Source organism: Limibacterium fermenti (assembly GCF_041902845.1).
GTDB classification, from domain to species: domain Bacteria; phylum Bacteroidota; class Bacteroidia; order Bacteroidales; family Dysgonomonadaceae; genus Limibacterium; species Limibacterium fermenti.
Map to the genome: position 1 here is coordinate 3,653,694 of NZ_CP159486.1, position 17,553 is coordinate 3,671,246.

16 protein-coding genes and 1 tRNA gene are annotated in these 17,553 nt (G+C 37.5%); 1 reads left to right on the plus strand and 16 read right to left on the minus strand.

Annotated elements, in window-relative coordinates:
• Nucleotides 1–153 precede the first annotated feature (153 nt).
• Entirely contained in the window at nt 154–1,236 is a 1,083-nt protein-coding gene (locus ABNK31_RS15765; RefSeq protein WP_418893396.1) for a mannose-1-phosphate guanylyltransferase, read from the minus strand.
• Nucleotides 1,237–1,477: 241 nt separating this feature from the next.
• On the opposite strand from ABNK31_RS15765, the gene ABNK31_RS15770 reads away from it, so the two are divergent.
• Nucleotides 1,478–1,561: transfer RNA gene (locus ABNK31_RS15770), tRNA-Leu, on the plus strand.
• Between the two features lie 109 nt (nt 1,562–1,670).
• Here ABNK31_RS15770 and ABNK31_RS15775 read toward each other — a convergent pair.
• The 15 genes from ABNK31_RS15775 to ABNK31_RS15845 all read right to left on the minus strand — a co-directional run bounded on the left by ABNK31_RS15775 (nt 1,671) and on the right by ABNK31_RS15845 (nt 17,543).
• Entirely contained in the window at nt 1,671–3,998 is a 2,328-nt protein-coding gene (locus ABNK31_RS15775) for a YecA family protein (RefSeq protein WP_418893397.1), read from the minus strand.
• Between the two features lie 40 nt (nt 3,999–4,038).
• Nucleotides 4,039–4,932 carry an IS3 family transposase gene (locus tag ABNK31_RS15780; protein WP_418893398.1) on the minus strand — a complete coding sequence of 298 codons (894 nt, stop codon included), beginning with the start codon at nt 4,930–4,932 and terminating at the stop codon, nt 4,039–4,041.
• Entirely contained in the window at nt 4,929–5,228 is a 300-nt protein-coding gene (locus ABNK31_RS15785; RefSeq protein WP_019537946.1) for a transposase, read from the minus strand. Before ABNK31_RS15785 ends, ABNK31_RS15780 begins: the two co-directional genes overlap by 4 nt.
• A 90-nt stretch (nt 5,229–5,318) precedes the next feature.
• The gene (locus ABNK31_RS15790) at nt 5,319–6,113 is read right to left on the minus strand and encodes a hypothetical protein (protein WP_418893399.1); all 795 of its coding nucleotides are present in this window, start codon (nt 6,111–6,113) and stop codon (nt 5,319–5,321) included.
• Complete coding sequence (locus ABNK31_RS15795) at nt 6,091–8,661, minus strand: GIY-YIG nuclease family protein (RefSeq protein ID WP_418893400.1); 2,571 nt, start codon at nt 8,659–8,661, stop codon at nt 6,091–6,093. The genes ABNK31_RS15790 and ABNK31_RS15795 overlap by 23 nt, the downstream gene beginning before the upstream one ends.
• A gap of 32 nt (nt 8,662–8,693) precedes the next feature.
• A complete protein-coding gene (locus ABNK31_RS15800) occupies nt 8,694–9,470 on the minus strand; it encodes a hypothetical protein (protein WP_418893401.1) in 777 nt (258 codons plus the stop codon).
• A gap of 6 nt (nt 9,471–9,476) precedes the next feature.
• On the minus strand, nt 9,477–11,030 hold the full coding sequence (locus ABNK31_RS15805; RefSeq protein ID WP_418893402.1) for an Eco57I restriction-modification methylase domain-containing protein: 1,554 nt from the start codon (nt 11,028–11,030) through the stop codon (nt 9,477–9,479).
• Nucleotides 11,011–11,679, minus strand: a complete 669-nt coding sequence (locus ABNK31_RS15810; RefSeq protein ID WP_091907247.1) for a DNA methyltransferase — start codon at nt 11,677–11,679, stop codon at nt 11,011–11,013. The genes ABNK31_RS15805 and ABNK31_RS15810 overlap by 20 nt, the downstream gene beginning before the upstream one ends.
• A 314-nt stretch (nt 11,680–11,993) precedes the next feature.
• Nucleotides 11,994–12,542 carry a hypothetical protein gene (locus ABNK31_RS15815; RefSeq protein ID WP_418893403.1) on the minus strand — a complete coding sequence of 183 codons (549 nt, stop codon included), beginning with the start codon at nt 12,540–12,542 and terminating at the stop codon, nt 11,994–11,996.
• A gap of 81 nt (nt 12,543–12,623) precedes the next feature.
• Nucleotides 12,624–13,535 carry a relaxase/mobilization nuclease domain-containing protein gene (locus ABNK31_RS15820; protein ID WP_418893404.1) on the minus strand — a complete coding sequence of 304 codons (912 nt, stop codon included), beginning with the start codon at nt 13,533–13,535 and terminating at the stop codon, nt 12,624–12,626.
• Nucleotides 13,525–13,878 (minus strand): MobC family plasmid mobilization relaxosome protein, encoded by a 354-nt coding sequence (locus tag ABNK31_RS15825; protein ID WP_418893405.1) that lies wholly within the window; start codon nt 13,876–13,878, stop codon nt 13,525–13,527. Before ABNK31_RS15825 ends, ABNK31_RS15820 begins: the two co-directional genes overlap by 11 nt.
• A 141-nt stretch (nt 13,879–14,019) precedes the next feature.
• Complete coding sequence (locus tag ABNK31_RS15830) at nt 14,020–14,961, minus strand: toprim domain-containing protein (RefSeq protein ID WP_418893406.1); 942 nt, start codon at nt 14,959–14,961, stop codon at nt 14,020–14,022.
• Nucleotides 14,962–15,162: 201 nt separating this feature from the next.
• Nucleotides 15,163–16,353: a primase-helicase family protein gene (locus ABNK31_RS15835; protein ID WP_418893407.1), complete on the minus strand. Its 1,191-nt coding sequence runs from the start codon at nt 16,351–16,353 to the stop codon at nt 15,163–15,165.
• Nucleotides 16,343–16,648, minus strand: a complete 306-nt coding sequence (locus tag ABNK31_RS15840; protein ID WP_418893408.1) for a helix-turn-helix transcriptional regulator — start codon at nt 16,646–16,648, stop codon at nt 16,343–16,345. The genes ABNK31_RS15835 and ABNK31_RS15840 overlap by 11 nt, the downstream gene beginning before the upstream one ends.
• 142 nt (nt 16,649–16,790) lie before the next feature.
• Entirely contained in the window at nt 16,791–17,543 is a 753-nt protein-coding gene (locus ABNK31_RS15845) for a magnesium transporter (protein WP_418893409.1), read from the minus strand.
• Between the last annotated feature and the right edge of the window lie 10 nt (nt 17,544–17,553).

Below are 17,553 nucleotides of genomic sequence, written 5' to 3' on the forward strand. Positions count from 1 at the left end.
TTATTTCGTCTGAAAGTTTGCAGTTTACAGTCACTTCTAACTCCTGACCTCCTTCCTAACTGTCCTTAGTTCTTAATTTGTAATTCGTAATTCGTAATTTGTAATTTATAATTTGTAATTTATAGCTCCTTAAAGTCCCTTGCGAAACTTGAGTTAAATATATTCGTCTCCAAAACGGAATTTCACATCCGTGACAAAGTGCTTGATCCGTTGCTCTTCACTTTTCTTACAGATCAGCAACGCATTATCGGATTCCGCAACAATATAACCTTCTAAACCTTGTACGACAACCAGTTTATCGTCGCTCATCGTAATAATGTTATCATAACTCTCTATGTAGACCGTTTTGCAATGCAGATTGGAGTTGTTATTTTCATCACGCTCCACCGCCTCATGTAAGGATCCCCACGTTCCCAAGTCCGACCATCCGAAGTCACCGGTGATTACATACACGTTGTCGGCCTTTTCCAATACGCCATAATCAATCGATATATTTTGACAGAAAGGAAAAATCTTATTGATAAATTCTTTTTCGGCCGAAGTATTAAACATGCCGGCCCCCTCATCAAACCGGTTGACAATGTCAGGCAAATAGTTTTTGAAAGCTTTCAAGATGCTGTTCACATTCCACAGGAATACCCCGGAATTCCAAACAAATTCACCACTATCTAAGAATGCCTGGGCCAATTCTTTGTTCGGCTTCTCGGTGAATGTCTTTACCTTATGAATACCCTCTTTGGTCTCCTTATCCAATTGAATATAGCCATAACCCGTCTCCGGACGGCTAGGTTTAATGCCAAGAGTCAGGAGTACATCATTCTGCTCAACGAATTTCAACCCTCTCTCGATGTCTTTTAAAAACTGTTCTTCCTTTAAAACGAGATGGTCGGCCGGCGCCACAACGATATTTGCATCGGAGTTCATTGCTTTTATCCGATAGGTAGCGTAAGCAATGCAAGGAGCCGTATTACGCCGTATGGGCTCTAATAGGATCTGGTTCTCTGCAAGTTCCGGCAGTTGTTCCTTTGTCAAAGATGCATAGGCATCATTCGTAACGATAAAAATATTTTCCGGAGGAATGATTTTTTTAAAACGATCAAACGTTGTCTGGAGCAACGATCTGCCCGTTCCGAAAAAATCAAGGAATTGTTTGGGCTTTTCTTCTTTACTGAACGGCCAGAAACGGCTTCCTACGCCTCCTCCCATTATAATACAATAACTACTATTGTTTCTCATTGTGAAGACTATAACTTATTATTAAACACACATTATTTACTATTATTATCTTGTCCGTAATGGAACATTGTAAACATAACGTTATTATCATGACGATTGTTTTTTATTCCGGCTCAATTAAAGTTTAAAGATATAAAATAAATTGAACTTCTAGAGAATAAACGGCGGTGATTGAAAAAAGACCGGAATTATCATTGAAATCTAAAAATAATGTGTATTTTTGCAGTCTCTTTTCGAAAATGCCCAGATGGCGGAATTGGTAGACGCGCTGGTCTCAAACACCAGTGGATTCACTTCCATGCCGGTTCGATCCCGGCTCTGGGTACGATTTTAAAACGCTAAATATTTAATAATAAAATATTTAGCGTTTTCCTTTTTCTCTCCGTGTCCGCAATTTGTCCGCATTTTTTGAGAAATATGAAAAAGCAGCAATCTTAGTTGATATTCTTTCCACAACATTTCTTAAATTTCAAACCACTTCCACAAGGACATGTATCATTTCTTCCGATTTTTCGCTTATCAAAGGATAATATTTTTCGATCTTTATTACTATCTAATAATTGACTTGCCAGAGTTTCTAAATCTGTATCATACTTCCAGGACTCATCATTATATACCAGATAATCAATCATATGATGACTATCAAAAAGAGAGCCAATTCCCAACCATGCATTACATTTACTCCTGTATTTCCTTGCCATAGAATAATTTAAGAGTCTATTTCTCAGCTCAGATCTATCATCTGTATCAAGTGATATATAACTAATTCCAAAATCAGGTGGAGTTGAAGTTGAGATTGTATGCATTTTTCGGTCAAGAGTCGTTTGTTTTTTTAAGTTTATAATATTTGTAACTAAATTGTTTCGACTGTCTCCTGACCAATCCAATAAATGAAAAATAATATCAGTAACTTGAGATGCTTTAAGCCGTTTTATCTCAGAACATAGTTTATCAAAATATTCGTCTTTCCATAAATTTTTTATTGGATCACCTGAATCAGAAACTAACTGGTCGTATCCAGTCTTTAAAGGATAGTAGTTTCTATCAATAATAGCTCCATAATCTGTATCAATCCCCACAAAATCTGCATTTTCTAAACGCCACAACTTATTCTTAAGATGGTATCCAAGATAAACCATTTCTTCATCAGCTCGAAAGTAATCCATTAAAGTTATCCGTTGTCTCACATAATAAAGGAAATCATAGGGGTCATTCAAGTAATATGTCAATAATTCCAAGTCAAAGATTGATAGAAAAATAGGAAATGGGGCTGTTTCTTCCTTTTTCAACATAATGTAGGCTTGATGTGTGAGGGCGGGATAGTTTTCTGTAGTTATTCCCATAATATAAACATCTGTAATATCCTCTGACAAAGCAATCTCTCTCCCTTTTTTATCAAAAAATTTAGCTTTATTCCCAAGTATCTTATTACGAGAAATTAGACCCTGATTATATGCATCTTGTACAGAACCTTTAAAATCTTTTACAAGCTGGTTTGTGTCTCCTCGTTTTGCAGATAACGTTAGTTTTTTAGATTTAACTTGAACACATAAAGCTTTACTTCCTAATATACATAAAACATCAATATCAGTATCTCTTTGTCCTTTTTGAGTAGTAATTATTACAGATTTAAATGTATTTTTCTCTCCAAAAATTTTAAATAGAAATTGGTAAGCCATTTCCTCGCCAACAACTCCTCTATGTTCGGCTAGAGAGTCTGAATAATCTTTATCTTCGCACATCCAGTAAAAGGGACTTTCATATACAGCTTCTGCTACTAAGTAATTTATAGGCACAAAAAGCCTATCTTCATCAATCCGAACAATAGGTTTTGAATTAACAATATTAAAACAACCAGCACCTTTATAGTCTTTGTTTATATTACCACCAGGAATGAATGAGAAATTTTCAATAAAGGAATCTGCTTGTGCGTAATTTTTTAGTTGAGATTTTCTTACAACAAATAAGTCAAACAAATTTTGATAGAAACAATTCCAATTTTCAGAGTGAACAGTTTCCTTATTAATGCTTTTATCGCCGGGGGGAGACGGAAATAATTTTACATATTGGTAAAATTCGGCACTGATTAAAAATTTCTTAAAATCTTCTTCTTTATATTTTTTCTTTAATTTCTTTCTTGCTTCTTTTTCCATCTGAGGAGCTACTTCTCGCAGTCCCACAAGATTTACTCGTCTGGATTTCTCATGCAATATTTTTTTTATTTCACTCACAATATTAATTGCATTTTGGGCTTCAAAATCTTTTTTCTCTAGTAACCATTCTTTGTCATATTTATATTTTGCCTCAAGATATTCTAAATACTGGAAATCATAAACTCCATCACCAGCATAAAACATAGGTTCTACCATACCTCCATCATTAACAAAAAAGTCAAATCTTTCGCTATAACTATCTTCTGTAAAAACACCATTTTTTACTTGTTGAATTTTCTTGTTAATTTTCTCTATTTGAGGAATACTATAAGAAACATGTAATTCTTTCATTAGAGAATACGTTTTTTCTTTTAATCCAATTACTGATTCAGGTGAATCCGGCATAGAAAAATCAATAGCATTTTGAACTATAAAACCTAGTATTAGAGTCGCTTCTTTAACACTAAGTCTAGATCTATAATCAATTTCATGAATAGTTTCTAAATTGACATGAAAATCCTCAAACAGTATTAAGCAAAAAGCATAAATATATCCTCTGGTATTAACTAACTCTTTTATGTCTTTTATAACTAAATCCGTATTTCTCATCTCGGTATATTGGAATTGCCAACTTATTTGAGACAATAAGTTAAGCAACATTTTTAATTAATTGTTTTTTAATATTGTACTGTTTCCAAAATTCATCAATAGTCAAATTACCCAATGCTGAGAATCTTCTTTTATGATTATACCAGGATTCAATATATTCAAATACATCCAAGCACATCTGCTCTTTTGTTTTAAGCTTGGTACCATAAATCAACTCGGTTTTGAAAGATTTAAAGAAACTTTCAGCCACCGCATTATCCCAACAGTTGCCTTTCCCGCTCATGCTTTGCTCTACCCTATGGTACTGCAACAAATTAACGGTCTGTTTGCAGGCATATTGAATGCCCCTGTCAGAGTGAAAGATCATCCCTTCTTTAAACGGTCTGTTTCGGTTGGCCATCCTGATAGCCGGTATGACAGTGCCGGAAGCAGTCAAATTATCGCTGATAGACCACCCAATGAGTTTTCGATCAAAAAGATCAATCACGCACGTAAGGTAAAGGAATCCATCCTTACAGCAGATGTAAGTAATGTCGGACACACAAGCCCTCATTGGTTCTTTTTGATTGAACTCACGGTTAAGCAAATTAGGCGCTACATTGTAATTGTGGGATGCATCAGTGGTTACCCTAAACTTCTTAGAAAGCTTGCTGCGCAATCCCATATTTCTCATATGACGGGCAACAGTTGTTCTGGAAACATTGACTCCGGATGCTTGCAAATCTTTAGCCAACCTGGGACTGCCGTTGCGCCCCTTGGCATCGAAGTATGCATCTTTAATCTCTCGGCTAAGTTCCATATGCTTTTGTTCTCGTTTATTTATAGGGTTATTAATCCAACGGTAATAACTGCTGCGAGATACACTCAATACTCTGCACATCATCCCAATCGTCCACTCCCTCGAGTTGTAATCCTTTATAAATTGATAAATCAACGATCGCTCGTGGAGATGATGCCTAAGGCTTTTTTTAATATGTCACGCTCTGTTTCAGCCTCTTTAAGGCGTTTTTCCAGTTCTGCAACCCTTCCGGCTTCTCTTTCACGAGAACGGACTCCGTTGCCCGGGAAACTGCTTTCCCCACGTTCCCGGTACTCTTTGCACCAGCGATACAATAGTGCAGGTGATATGCCCAATTCGTGTGCGAGTTCGGAAACATTCTTCCGCTCGAAACTTAATTTGACGGCATTATCTTTAAATGCCTTGTCATAATGTGTTCTTTGTTTTCTCATACTTTGACAAATGTAAGTTTTTTATGCTTAACTTTTTGTCCCAGCAAAGTTAGTAACTCCATATATCAACAAAAAATTAATAAGTCCCTATCAATTTAATTTTTCAAATTCAGCAAATAATGCATGTACAAATTTATCGACTTCCTCTATCAATTCATAAAGTTTATCCTTACTGATAATATGAAATTTCGATTTGTCTTTTGAATATCCATTTCGATGAACGATATCGTGTCTTATTGTCAAATTATCTTCAATGTATTCATAATCTGGAAATGATATTCCAAATGTATTTTTAAACAGTGGACATATTTCAGGGGATAGTCGATGAAAGACTGTATTTTCAACGGCATTCAATATCTTGTAATCAATCTGATTAATTTTATCAAATATTTCAGACAAATTAAATTTCTCTTTTGACAATGATTCTTGTGATTTAAGAAACGCTTCTTTGTATTTTTGCTCTTTCATTAAATAATATACACATGTATCCTGTAAGAATGCTTCCATTGATGAATAAATATTTGCAAATAACATCCTATATAACAATCGTTGATCCATTTCATCAATTTTCAAATTAGATAAAGTTATAATGTCATCAATAGCCTTATCATAATTCTTGATAATGTGATAGCGACTATTAAATCCACCAGTTTTATCGAGAGCTGATGCACCTCCCGAAGCATAATAATAGGTATCTTCAAAGGTTTCTGTATTTTCTTCTATAATAAAATCACCTTCAATGATTTGGTCTATTTTCTCCATCTCTGTTTCATTGTATAAACATCCAATATCTATTAACTTCTTTGGAGATGTATGTTTGAGGATTATATTTCCTCTAACGAAAACAATTTTTTCCGGTATCTTATAATGTTGTCTCTCTATCATATCCTTCAATATCTTCGTTCACAAAAGTTCTTTCATAATCTTTTCGACTTAGTACCGTACTAAACAGCCCAATATCTTCGCCTTCATGTTTATTGATCCCCGTATATTCCAAGCTTGCATCTTCGTACCGCTTGAATTTATAAACCGCATCATTCATTAACGTTTCGTTGAAAACGCCTAAACTTACCAGTAAATTAAAATCCTTTACCGCAAGTCCTGTTACTTTTTTAAAGAGACCGGGTTCTAACTTGGTAATGACGTCTTTCAGACTCCTTTCCCGATAATCTGTCAGATACATAAATACGGGAATACGGGTAGCAAACTTGATTAGCTTTTCCTGAATCTGTTTTCGTTTACTTTTAAATTCTTTCTCTTCCTCTGACAACTGTTTTTTTTCTTCCCGGCTTAATTCGCTATTATTGGCTTCTTTTCTGGCTTTTTTTACTGCTTCTGATTTGTTGATGATGGTCTCAATATCCTGATTCAAATTTCTAAACCCTTCAATGTTCATCAATGCGTTCATTGCTTCTTCATTAGCCATCAAGCGGGCAAGGGTGTTATTATCTACATTTACAAGCAAAGCGCTTTCCCAACGTCTGGCTAAGAGTGTTGCGGTAGTTCCACTCATTGCAATATCTAAAATACCTGCGGCATCTACCTGTTTCATTGAACTGCCGTCATAAGCCAATACCGGAAGAAAATTGATGAATTCTTCAACGTTCTTTTCGGGATTCGATTCGTTTATATTCAATCGGCAGGCATAATCAGCTATTTGTTTTAAGGCACGATTCGGGGCAAAGTCAAACACATAACATTCTTCTTTTAGTATCTCCTCTTTATTAGGTGATTTGCTGTCCGGATTCTTGATAACCCAAGGTGTTTGTACTCGAAAGGCTGCCTGAAAATAAGTTTCAGGACTGGACGAATTACGAAGCATAAAAATTCCTGTCCATGGCTTTACGGAAACACCGGTAGTCAGTTTACCGCAAGAAAGAGTTATCGTTTTTGATTCCAATGGATTATCGGTCATCGCATTCAAAACAGGTTGTAAAGCGTGGACTCCAATACCTGCCTGTGTACCTGCGGCAACTACTACCGTATAATCGTGATAAAATTTGTTTTGACGCTGTTTGAGTAAGTTTGCCATTGCGTAACAAGCCGCTACCGAAGGCAAGAACCAAAAGGTATGATTCAGCACTTTAAGTAAAGGGGCATGTGAAAACGGAAGCGGGGGTTTCTTTGCGCCCATTTTCAGGTTATCAACAGTGGTTTCACTGAATGAACCACGAATTAGATCCAGCCACTTTTGTACCTCATCTTCATACCTGAAGTGGGCTTTATGTCCTTCGCCTTCCGCCTTAAAAAATATGTTCAAATCAAAACCATCAAATTCCCCTTGCATGGCAATTTGAGCAATTGAATCGGGCAATTGATAAGTAAGCATTACCATTCTTGGCAAGGAAGCGTAAGGGTTATTTTCTCCTTGCCAATTTTCCTTGGCTCGCTGTTCATCTGAATACGTCCAGTTGAAAATCTGTTCTTCTATAAATTCACCTGAATTGATTGCCCTGAATGGCGTTCCCGACAAATAGAGATAATGGTCGGAAGTTATCGGCAATATTTCTTCGAAATGCTCCACCTTATCTTCTTCGGCAAAACCTTCCTGTTCTATCTTTTTGAAATCTTCAATCTCCTTCTCAGCTTCGGTGTCTTTACCAAACAAGTCTTTTGCATTTTCCCGCCAGGCCCCGAAATGATATTCATCAAAAATTACTCCGTCCCAATTGATAGCATGCACCCATTCGTTTTTCGTTTTAATACCGCCCGTTTGCGTATTTCTTCCCAGAAAATCCTGAAACGAACCGAAACAAACCAAAGGTTTCGAGAAATCAATGTTTTGTTCTTCCAACTCTCCTTCGTTTTTGGAATAAAACTGCCATCCATCAAAGTCCACATGCGATAACAGGTCATCTTTCCATGCTTCTTCAACCGCAGGTTTGAATGTGAGCACCAAAATCTTTTTCCATCCCATTTTCCTTGCCAACTGATAACTGGTAAAGGTTTTCCCAAAACGCATTTTTGCGTTCCAAAGGAAGTGAGGCGTTTTATTGGGATTTTCATTCTTGAAGCTATTGAAATACGCCATTGTTTTATTCACCGCTTCTTCCTGTTCCGGACGCATACAAAACGAGAGGTTACGGTTTTCTTCAGTGTGTTCGCCTGTCTTTATTTCGTGTATGGCGTGGCGTAGTTCATTCAGTGTGCAAACAAACCATTCCCCTTCGGGATTTTTGATCCCCTTTTTCCGTAAAAGGCGGTGAATATCACGGTCAGTAAAAGAACCGCCATCCTGTTTCATTGCCGATTCTTCAAACACGATTTTGTATTTGATGGCAGCCGTGCCTAATTGCTCCTTAATACGGATTTGGGCGTCACGGTCGGTAAAACCTATTTTTATCCAACCTTTATGTGTATCTACACCTACCAATTCATAAGCATAGATAGTCGGATTGGTTAACGGGCGAGGCGGGAAAAATTGTTCTTTCATTTGTATGGACTATAATAGTAAATGTTGCTAATCTATTTTACACAAACCACCTTGTTATCGAAGCTACGATAGAGGAATATCTTATCAAAATCAGATTGCATTTGACCCTCTAAATCAAAATATTCGATATCATATGAAGTAGGGGTTGGGGCAAGAACCATAACTAACCAATAATAATTGATATCAGGATTATGTTTCTTGTAATTCGGCAATTTTTCTTCTTTCTTGTATAGTCTTTTTTGAATAATATCTCTACTAAGATTCTCAACAAACCAACATGTCTGATTATGGAATGAAACACAGGAATGGGGGCTAATTCTTAAATTTTTAATATAATCTGGTTTATTACATTGTCTCTTACTATAGTAATTGTAAACGTAGTCAGCTATTTCTGTTGCATAAATATCTGACTCTTCTTTTTTAAATAAAACATAATTATCTGAAAAACTAATATTTACAAGCACATTATCTTCCGGATATTTCTTCCTAAATAATCTTGTAGCTTTTTCAAGTAAGGCATTCGTTGATTCTATCTTCCCCAATACTATATTATCATTTTTTATCATAGTATGTTCTATGCCTATCTTTTCGCCTGATTTAAAGGTAACGATAAAATCCGGCGATTCATTTTTCTCCACAGATTTAATTTGTTGATGTTTATTATAAAGAAATTTCATAACAGAATAAATTTCAGACCATCGCTCCTTTCCTGTTGTTTCGTTTGGAAAATAAGAATAAATAAATTCGTGAATTTCTTTTTCCCTATCCTTCATTTCCTTTATTCTCTTTATAAAATCTTTGTTCACCATATTCTATTACTCTCCACCATTCAAATCCATTGGGCGTATCATACTTTCTATAAATTTAATTTCTTCTTCCGTTAAGCCGTATTTGGCATAGAGTTTTTCATCTGTCCAAACTTCATTGAAATCCTGAATCGGTACAAAAGAATACACTTTCTTCATTGCATTTTGCGTATTCTTTATAAGTAAAACTAAAAACCTAAAAAATCGAGTACTTATGTAGTGAGCGACATTCATTGCCTTGCTTTTAGTTGCAAAAGGGCCAACAACCAAATAAGATTCTGTGCAACAAGAATTAGGCTCTCCAATTATTGGGATATTTATAATCTGGTGAGGAAATGTCTCTCCCGCACCATAAGCTTTTGAAATATACACTTTATAATCATTTACCCATTCTAAATTTTTCTTTATTTGGGATTTATTAATATGCCCAATACCTTCTTTTTGCCAACCATAATAGTAGAAAAGAACAGAGTCTTTAAAAGGTTCTTTACTGAATTTGGGTTTAACCCTTTTATAACTACCTTCAACTCTTACATCAAAACCAAAAGGATCATTAGCACTTATTAAATTTGCAAAACTTTGCTCTTCTAATTTTTGCACTTTTCTAAGTATTGATATGGCTTCATTGTACCTAATAAAAGTCTCAGCTCCCTTTTCAAGCAAATCCCTTTCAGCTACGGATAAGATTTCATTTGCTTTATGCGTATGCACTTTACACTTACCCGCATAGGTCTTATCCCACAAGAAATAACAAACACCACCCTTTATTTCTACTCCAGGAAAACAATCAGAAGCATTTGGAAAATCGTGTATTTCCTTAATTCGATTATCATTTAACATTTCCTGTCTAAATTCATCTACTCCACGTCCACCTGTAAACCAACGAGCAGGAATAATCATTGATAAATAATTCGGTACAAGCTTCTTAGCTTGTTGAATAAATTTATGATAAATAGGTATAGCACTTGAACCTGTTCCTCCACCATCATTAAGTTGATAAGGTGGATTCCCTATTATTACATCAAACTTCATATTAAATATTTTCTCTGGGTTATCTGTGTGAATAAAATTATAAGCATAGGTTTCTAAGTCATCATCACGGTCATATACCTCTTGACTGGCTCCACAATAGGTACATTTACCATTATGCCAAGTGTGTTGCATACGTTCATAACGAATGTTTCCTTGTTCATCATCGAACAGTTCGCAAACGGAGTATTTGCCGTTGGCCTTTTTAGAACAATAAACACTACGCCTTGATAACAAAGAGGTCAGCTCCGTAATAGCGATACCAAAAAGCTGTTTGGTAAAAATATGGTTAATACGCTCTTGCTGATCAGGAATTTGATTTTCCAACCCTTCCATCAGGCGTTTTACCATCTCCCGCAAAAACACACCACTTTTAGTTACCGGATCAAGAAACCTTGCATCGGGATTACTCCACAATTCGGCCGGTAGCAAATCAAGCATTTCATTTACCAAATTGGGCGGTGTAAATACCTCGTCGTTGCTCAAATTGGCAAGGCAGGTCAGCACATCGGGGTTATAATTGATTTGTATCATCTTCTCCCAACTTTAAAAAGTGAATCAACGGATAATCTTTTATAGGTTCGTCAATGGCAGCGGCCTCTCCTTCGTCATTGAATAAAGAGAACTGGTGTGTTTTTTCCACTAAAAACCGGAACACATAATCCCGCCTCTTCAATTGCGTACCATTTACAGCACTCCATTCTGAAAAAACAATAGGCTCTTTCGTTACAGGATTTGTAAAGTCCAAAGCGTCTCCCCAAAGGATATTCCGGTTTAACAAAAAACGAACACTTTGACGGCATTCTTCTTTACATTTATCTCCATACAAAGAGGTGTACTTTTCATTAAACAACCCGAATAGCCTTTCCCGACATTCTATGGCGTTATCTTCCTGAATTTCGACTCCATAAATACTCGAAACGGCAATAATTGCATATCTTTCATACTCTAATTGACTCTTGCCGTATCTATTTTCAACAACTTTCAGCTTCCGGCTTAATATCTCTGCTAAAAAATTTCCATTACCACAAGCGGGTTCAAGAAAACGGGAATCGATTCTTTCGGTTTCATCTTTTACCAGATCAAGCATCGCATTTACCTCTCGTTCGGACGTAAACACTTCGCCATGATCTGCAACCCGTTTTTTTGATTTTACTTGCTTATTTATATTGTTTTCCTGCATTACTCTTATTGATAATTAGAACCTTTTGTCTACTTGTAAAATAATAGCAATCTCGACCTATATTCCACAAATCATCCACCTGATCACCCTTATTTCGACATGTAGATATCTTTCATTACATATATTCGTACAATCTCTATGTATGTGCTCGCCGTCTCTATTTGCCCAATAACTTTATATCTCTTAATTTTATAGAGCAAATATAACGAAGTTTACCGAATAAAAAGGTGTTTTTATAAAAAGGTTAAAAACATAAGGTAGTATGAATTGAGATAAAATATCTCTCACATTAAAAGAACATTTTTCCCATAAAATTATTCCTTTTTTAATTTATCTGCTTCCTCTCTCAACCGCCCCGCTTCCTGTTCTTTAAGCCGCGCCCTTTCTAACCGTTTGGCTTTTTCGATAACAGCTTCTTCGTATTGCTCCACCTGTTGGCGGATCTTCTTCACACTATCCCGCCTGTTTTCAAAAATGCTGTCCAGATTGATTAATCCGGCGGGAGTAATTTCACCCTGCATTTGGATATAACGATATTTCAGGCTGTTATCTCTATAGGTAAAGATTTCCTTTCGCTGGTCGTATATTACAAATAAGATTATAAGTAATGCAGTGCATATTGTAATTACCCCAAAGAAGACTTTGCCGGAAGCAATAGTGAAAATATGGTAGTGCTCCGTCCTAACCGGTTTACGGATTTCACCTATAGTTTCATCCAGCTTATAGGATAGTTCGGTTATGGCCGATAAATCCGGCAGTTCAATTTCGGGTTGGATGGTGGTGTTATTTCTATTCCCTGCTTTTACAAGCTCCTTGATTTCTTCAAAAAGCGTGTATATTTCATTTATATCTATAATTTTCATTTTTTATTGTATTGATGCATTGATGTAATGTTGCATTGAAGTACTGATGTAATGTCGTATTGATTTACTATACCGGACAAGCTACATCTGCCGGCCGTATTTGCGTTTCTTCTTTTTCTTCGGATACCGGTGCGTGTATGCCTGATCTTCATTATACCCGCTTCCGGGTTGGATGTTCAACAGGTCGCCTAATGCCGATCCGATGGATTCTATGGTTGTAGAGACAGAGGCGGATTGTGCCTGATTTTGGTGTATGGATTGCCGTGCATTCAAGTTTAACTGATAGTCAATTTTTGAATAGCTGAACATCCTGTCCACTTTTGAACCGTTGAACGTATAGTCTCCCTTTCTAAACCGTACTCCCTCCCTTACTCCCGTGTTGCCTTTCTCCTTGAACTCCGTTTTAATTCCTGCTCTGTCAAGTTCCCGTACCAACTGTTTCCAGTCCTTGCATTTGGGAACGGATGCTCTAAGGGCTTCGTATATCTCGTATCTGGACTTGTCGGGTTCTTTCAGGCGGTGCTGCTTCACGTTCTCCTTGCCGGTGGAGTAGTACAATCCGTACTTGTGCGTCAGTTCCTTGCAGATCTTCTCGCTCCGGTAACGGTCGTTACTGTCGGAAATGGTCTTGCCGTTATTGTCAACTCTGTTGAACACTAAATGGATATGCGGGTGTTCCCTGTCGAAATGCCTGGCAATGATATATTGCGTGTCGGTGATACCCATGCGTTTCATATAATCATGTGCAATCTTTACCATGACCTTGTTAGTTAGCTTCGCCTTGTCATGTGCAGAAAAATCGAGGGAGATATGCCCGACCGGTTTCGATACCCTGCCGTTCATCCCTGCCTGCGTTACAAAACTGTCGATGACGGAAGACAGGTTTTTCAACCGTAACCCGTCGGCATCGAGTATTTGGGTTTCTTTCTTTTCATCGGTAATGTATTTCACCACACCTTTGAAAGAACTGCCCTTTGTGATCTTAGCCATCATTCCGTATATCTTCTATCACGTTATCGATCATGCCGGCCAGATTGAGGTATTCGCTCCTTGCCTTGGTATATCCCGCTTCATTTGCCCTGCGTGCAATCTGGTTCAGGTTGTTCCCCATCCCCGCCAGCTTGCGGATATGGTCATTCAGTTCGGGTGTCAACCGCGGACGGACTACACTCCCCGATATAGACTGCCGGATAAATTCGCTGCGGGTAATTCCCGCCGAATTGGCTTTTGTTTTGAGCGAAAGGTATTCCCTCGTGTCCAGTTTCACGCTGACCGTGTACCTGCGTTTTTCTCCCAATTTCTTGGCAGGTCGTCCTCCTCTTTTTATCGTATTCATACTTTTAATTTTTTATCATTATTTTCATTCCAGACCAGCGGGATTCCTTCTCCCTTTTTGGGGGAGCAAGTGGGTTTTGGTACTACCAAAACATAAACTTGCTACTCCCAAAAAACACAATGTTCCCCATTTTTTGCAGCATTAAATCCCCAGTCCTTTTTTTCGCTTTTGGATTGGCTTCTTAGGGGCTTGGTGGAGTTTTAAATGTGCCCCTGCACACAAATATTCATTCAAATCCTTGTACCCTGAATAGTGGTGTGAGGAATCACGCACACGATAACCCAGTTCCTTTTGCAGTTCCCTGAAAACGGTCATCCCTGCCTTGTCATTGTCAAGGAAACAATACGTTTGTCCGTAGTCCGCCAATAGTGGCAATGCTTTTTGCAGGTTTGCCGTGGAGTTGAGTATGATATTGTCGTGCCAGTTGGAACTTGGATATTCCGGATTGAGTTGGTGCCGTATGGTGAGCAGGGAAAGATAGTCCATAAAGCCTTCGAAAAGAAAACAGGTTTCCTTTCTATCGTCCTGCCGGATGTGGGTGATGTCCTTGGGCGCTATGCAGCCTTTAAAGGACGGGTTACGTATTTCATACCCTCCGGCATCGTTGGAGAAACCGATTGCAAAGTACTCCCGTCCCCCGGTTTGATAATGTACCTCCCGGCAATGTTCCCTTGCGATGGTTAAATCAATCTTTCGGCTTTGCAGGTATTCCAACAATCCGGGATGTTCCAGCGGTTTTTCTTCTATCAGGGTGATCCCGTTATTCTTTTCAGGATTACGGTGAAAGGAAAAAGATTGTTGTTCTTCTTTCACGGGCATGAATGAAAAGTTTCTCAATTTCTCAATTGCTTCAATGAACGGGCATTTGTTCATTTTCATGACCAAATCAATAATACTGCCACCTTCACCACTTCCGAAATCGCACCATAGGTTCCGGTTGTAATCGACTTTGAAACTCGGCGTGCGTTCGTCACGCAACGGGCTTCTGTACATCCCGTAACCGGAATATTCCTTTGCGGGATAAATTCCATGACTGCTCAGGTAATCCCAGATGGATATGGTTTTTATATTGTCTGCTTGCATATTTCTATTTTTTGTTGATTTGTTGTAGGGTTAGGATATTGTACAGTATTCCAATGAATTATAACTTCAACATATACACAACAAACGACGTCTTCGTTGTTGATGGTTACCGACAATTTCGATTTTGTTGTATGATTGTTGTGGCTTTGTTGCTATTATGTTCTTTTTGATTGTTAGCTAATTAGCGATAAGAAGAAAACATTACAACAGGATTTTATCCACCAAATTTTTCTCTATCTCCAAATACCGTCCTTTTCTTTTCATTGGATGTATCTCCCCGTCAAAACCAACCCAATAAAAAGTATAGTCGCTGTTACGGTCAGAACGAAGTCCCCAACTATCTTTCAAAATGCTTCGGATTTGAGAAATATCCGTTTTCAGTCCGGCATTCCGCATAATATCCAAAAAGTCTTTCGGACAACAATGAAATGTGTTTAGTTCGAGGCGTTCCATAACTTCGGCACAATAGGAAGCCATTTCAATCTCAACTTTACTCGAATTATACTTCTTGATTTTATTCAAGGCGGGGGTTTCCAGTAATGACGGTTTGAACCACATGCGGGATTCGTTTTGTGTAGATAGTCTCCGGTTCATAAGAAAATGCAGGAAACAGGGAATTTCTTTTGTCATCAACTCTCTTAAAGAAGTTATATCTTTTTCAACCGGTTTGACTTTGCGAACCCAAAAACGAATTTCTTCTTTCGGAATAATAATCGGATTCTTTTCGTTATTGGAACAAAGAACGAATTTGGCAAAGAATTCAATCTCCCGTCGGTCTTTTCCCTTGGCCTCGATTTTATAGTCACCTGCGGTTGATAAGTTTTTTATCTTTTCGGTATCTTCCATCTTATTCAGAAGGAGTTCATCGACCAGAACCAACAAGCGGTTTGCCCAATCGGCATTGAACTGGCTTTTGAAATCTTCATTCGTATTGAATGTGGCATTCTTTCCGAAAATTATTTTCAAAAATCGCAGGAACGTTGTTTTGCCTGTTTCCCTTTCATTGGAAACCAGTAAAAGAATGGGAAGCATCTGTGTTGGCCGGGTATACAAAAGTTGAATATAGTCCAGCCCCAACTCTATCTGTTCTTCAAAAATATGTTCCAAAAATAGCCGGATATAAGGAAAATCACCTTCACAAGGCATATGATTGATAGGCTCGTATTGGTTTAGAAATGTACCACAAACCTGTTGGTAATTTATATGGCTCGGGATAATGCAAAAGCCATCATATTTTTCAATCTCGGGAAGATTATTCTTTCCATAATCTTGCCTAAGGGCCTCATAACTCCAGAGGATTTTCTCTTCAATAAAATCGCCACTGATCAGCGGACGACGAACAATTTTATACAAGGTTGTCCCGACACGGATATATTTTTCTTTATTTTCCATGACATACTCCTTTCCTGCCGGTGCGTATTGCTTCGACATCTACAGATTTATACCGCTTTCGTCCTCCAAATGGGAATGATTTGATGTAACCTGTTTTCTCCCAACTCCACAAAGTAGAAGAATCAATTTTAAGAATAGATAAAACCTCTTTACGGCTTAGGAATTCTTCGGATGGGGGGTCTTTGGGTACGGACTTAAGACTGCCCGCCATCTCTCTAAAGATTTCCCGCAGATCTTCCAGTTTGAGTGTTACACTCACATTCGCCCCGGAATTCAATAAATCACGATAGTTCATAATCGGAAATTTTTATAGTTATACAATAATTTGCTTCCGGACTCAATTGAATCCGGGGCAAATAAAAAGAGAGATATTTAAGAGATTCAAATCACTTGGAATCTCTCGAAAATCTCTCCATTATCTCCGAAAATGAATGTTTTTACTTATTGTGTTCCGCTAAATATTTGGGAATATCGTCAATATTGGGTATGATATGTTTCTTGGTTTGATAGTCGTGAAGTTTGCCTTTTACATAGGAATATTCAAGATCTTGCAAATCGATGAAAACTTGCTGAAGCCACGGAACGACATCTTGTTTCTTATGGTCGAAATAATGCGCCATGTTCCAACCGAAATGAAACATATCGGGATTTTTTAACTTATTGGGTTTGATCGGGATGAGATTATCGGGTAAAGGCTCTTCTCTTGCATAATACTCGATGTACTTATCGAGCCGTAATAATTCGTCGTCCGTTATATAAGGAGCCATCGCTACATGCGAATATTCAATAAAAAGATTGATTTTGGCATTTTGTTTTTCTATATGGCGCTTTTCAGCGTCTTTTCTTATTTCTTCTATGGATTGCTCCGGCATTTTTCCTTTTTGACTACACCTTGTTCCGTCAAACGTTGTTTCATTGGAAACATTATCATCTGTGATTGTTGAAGGCGTGTTCTTTTTATTCGGCAGTTTTTTCATAATCCACGGGACAATAACATGAGACAATGTTGCCAGGATAATCAGATACGCAATAACGCACATACCAAGGATAATCACAAAGGTCAAATTTGCCGTACCTGTATCAATTCCTTTTTCAAGGACAATCAATCTGCCTACCATCGCTATTGTCAAACCGACAATAGAAACTATCAATAGTAGAATGATATGGCTATTGATTTTACGATAATCCATGACTGTAGAA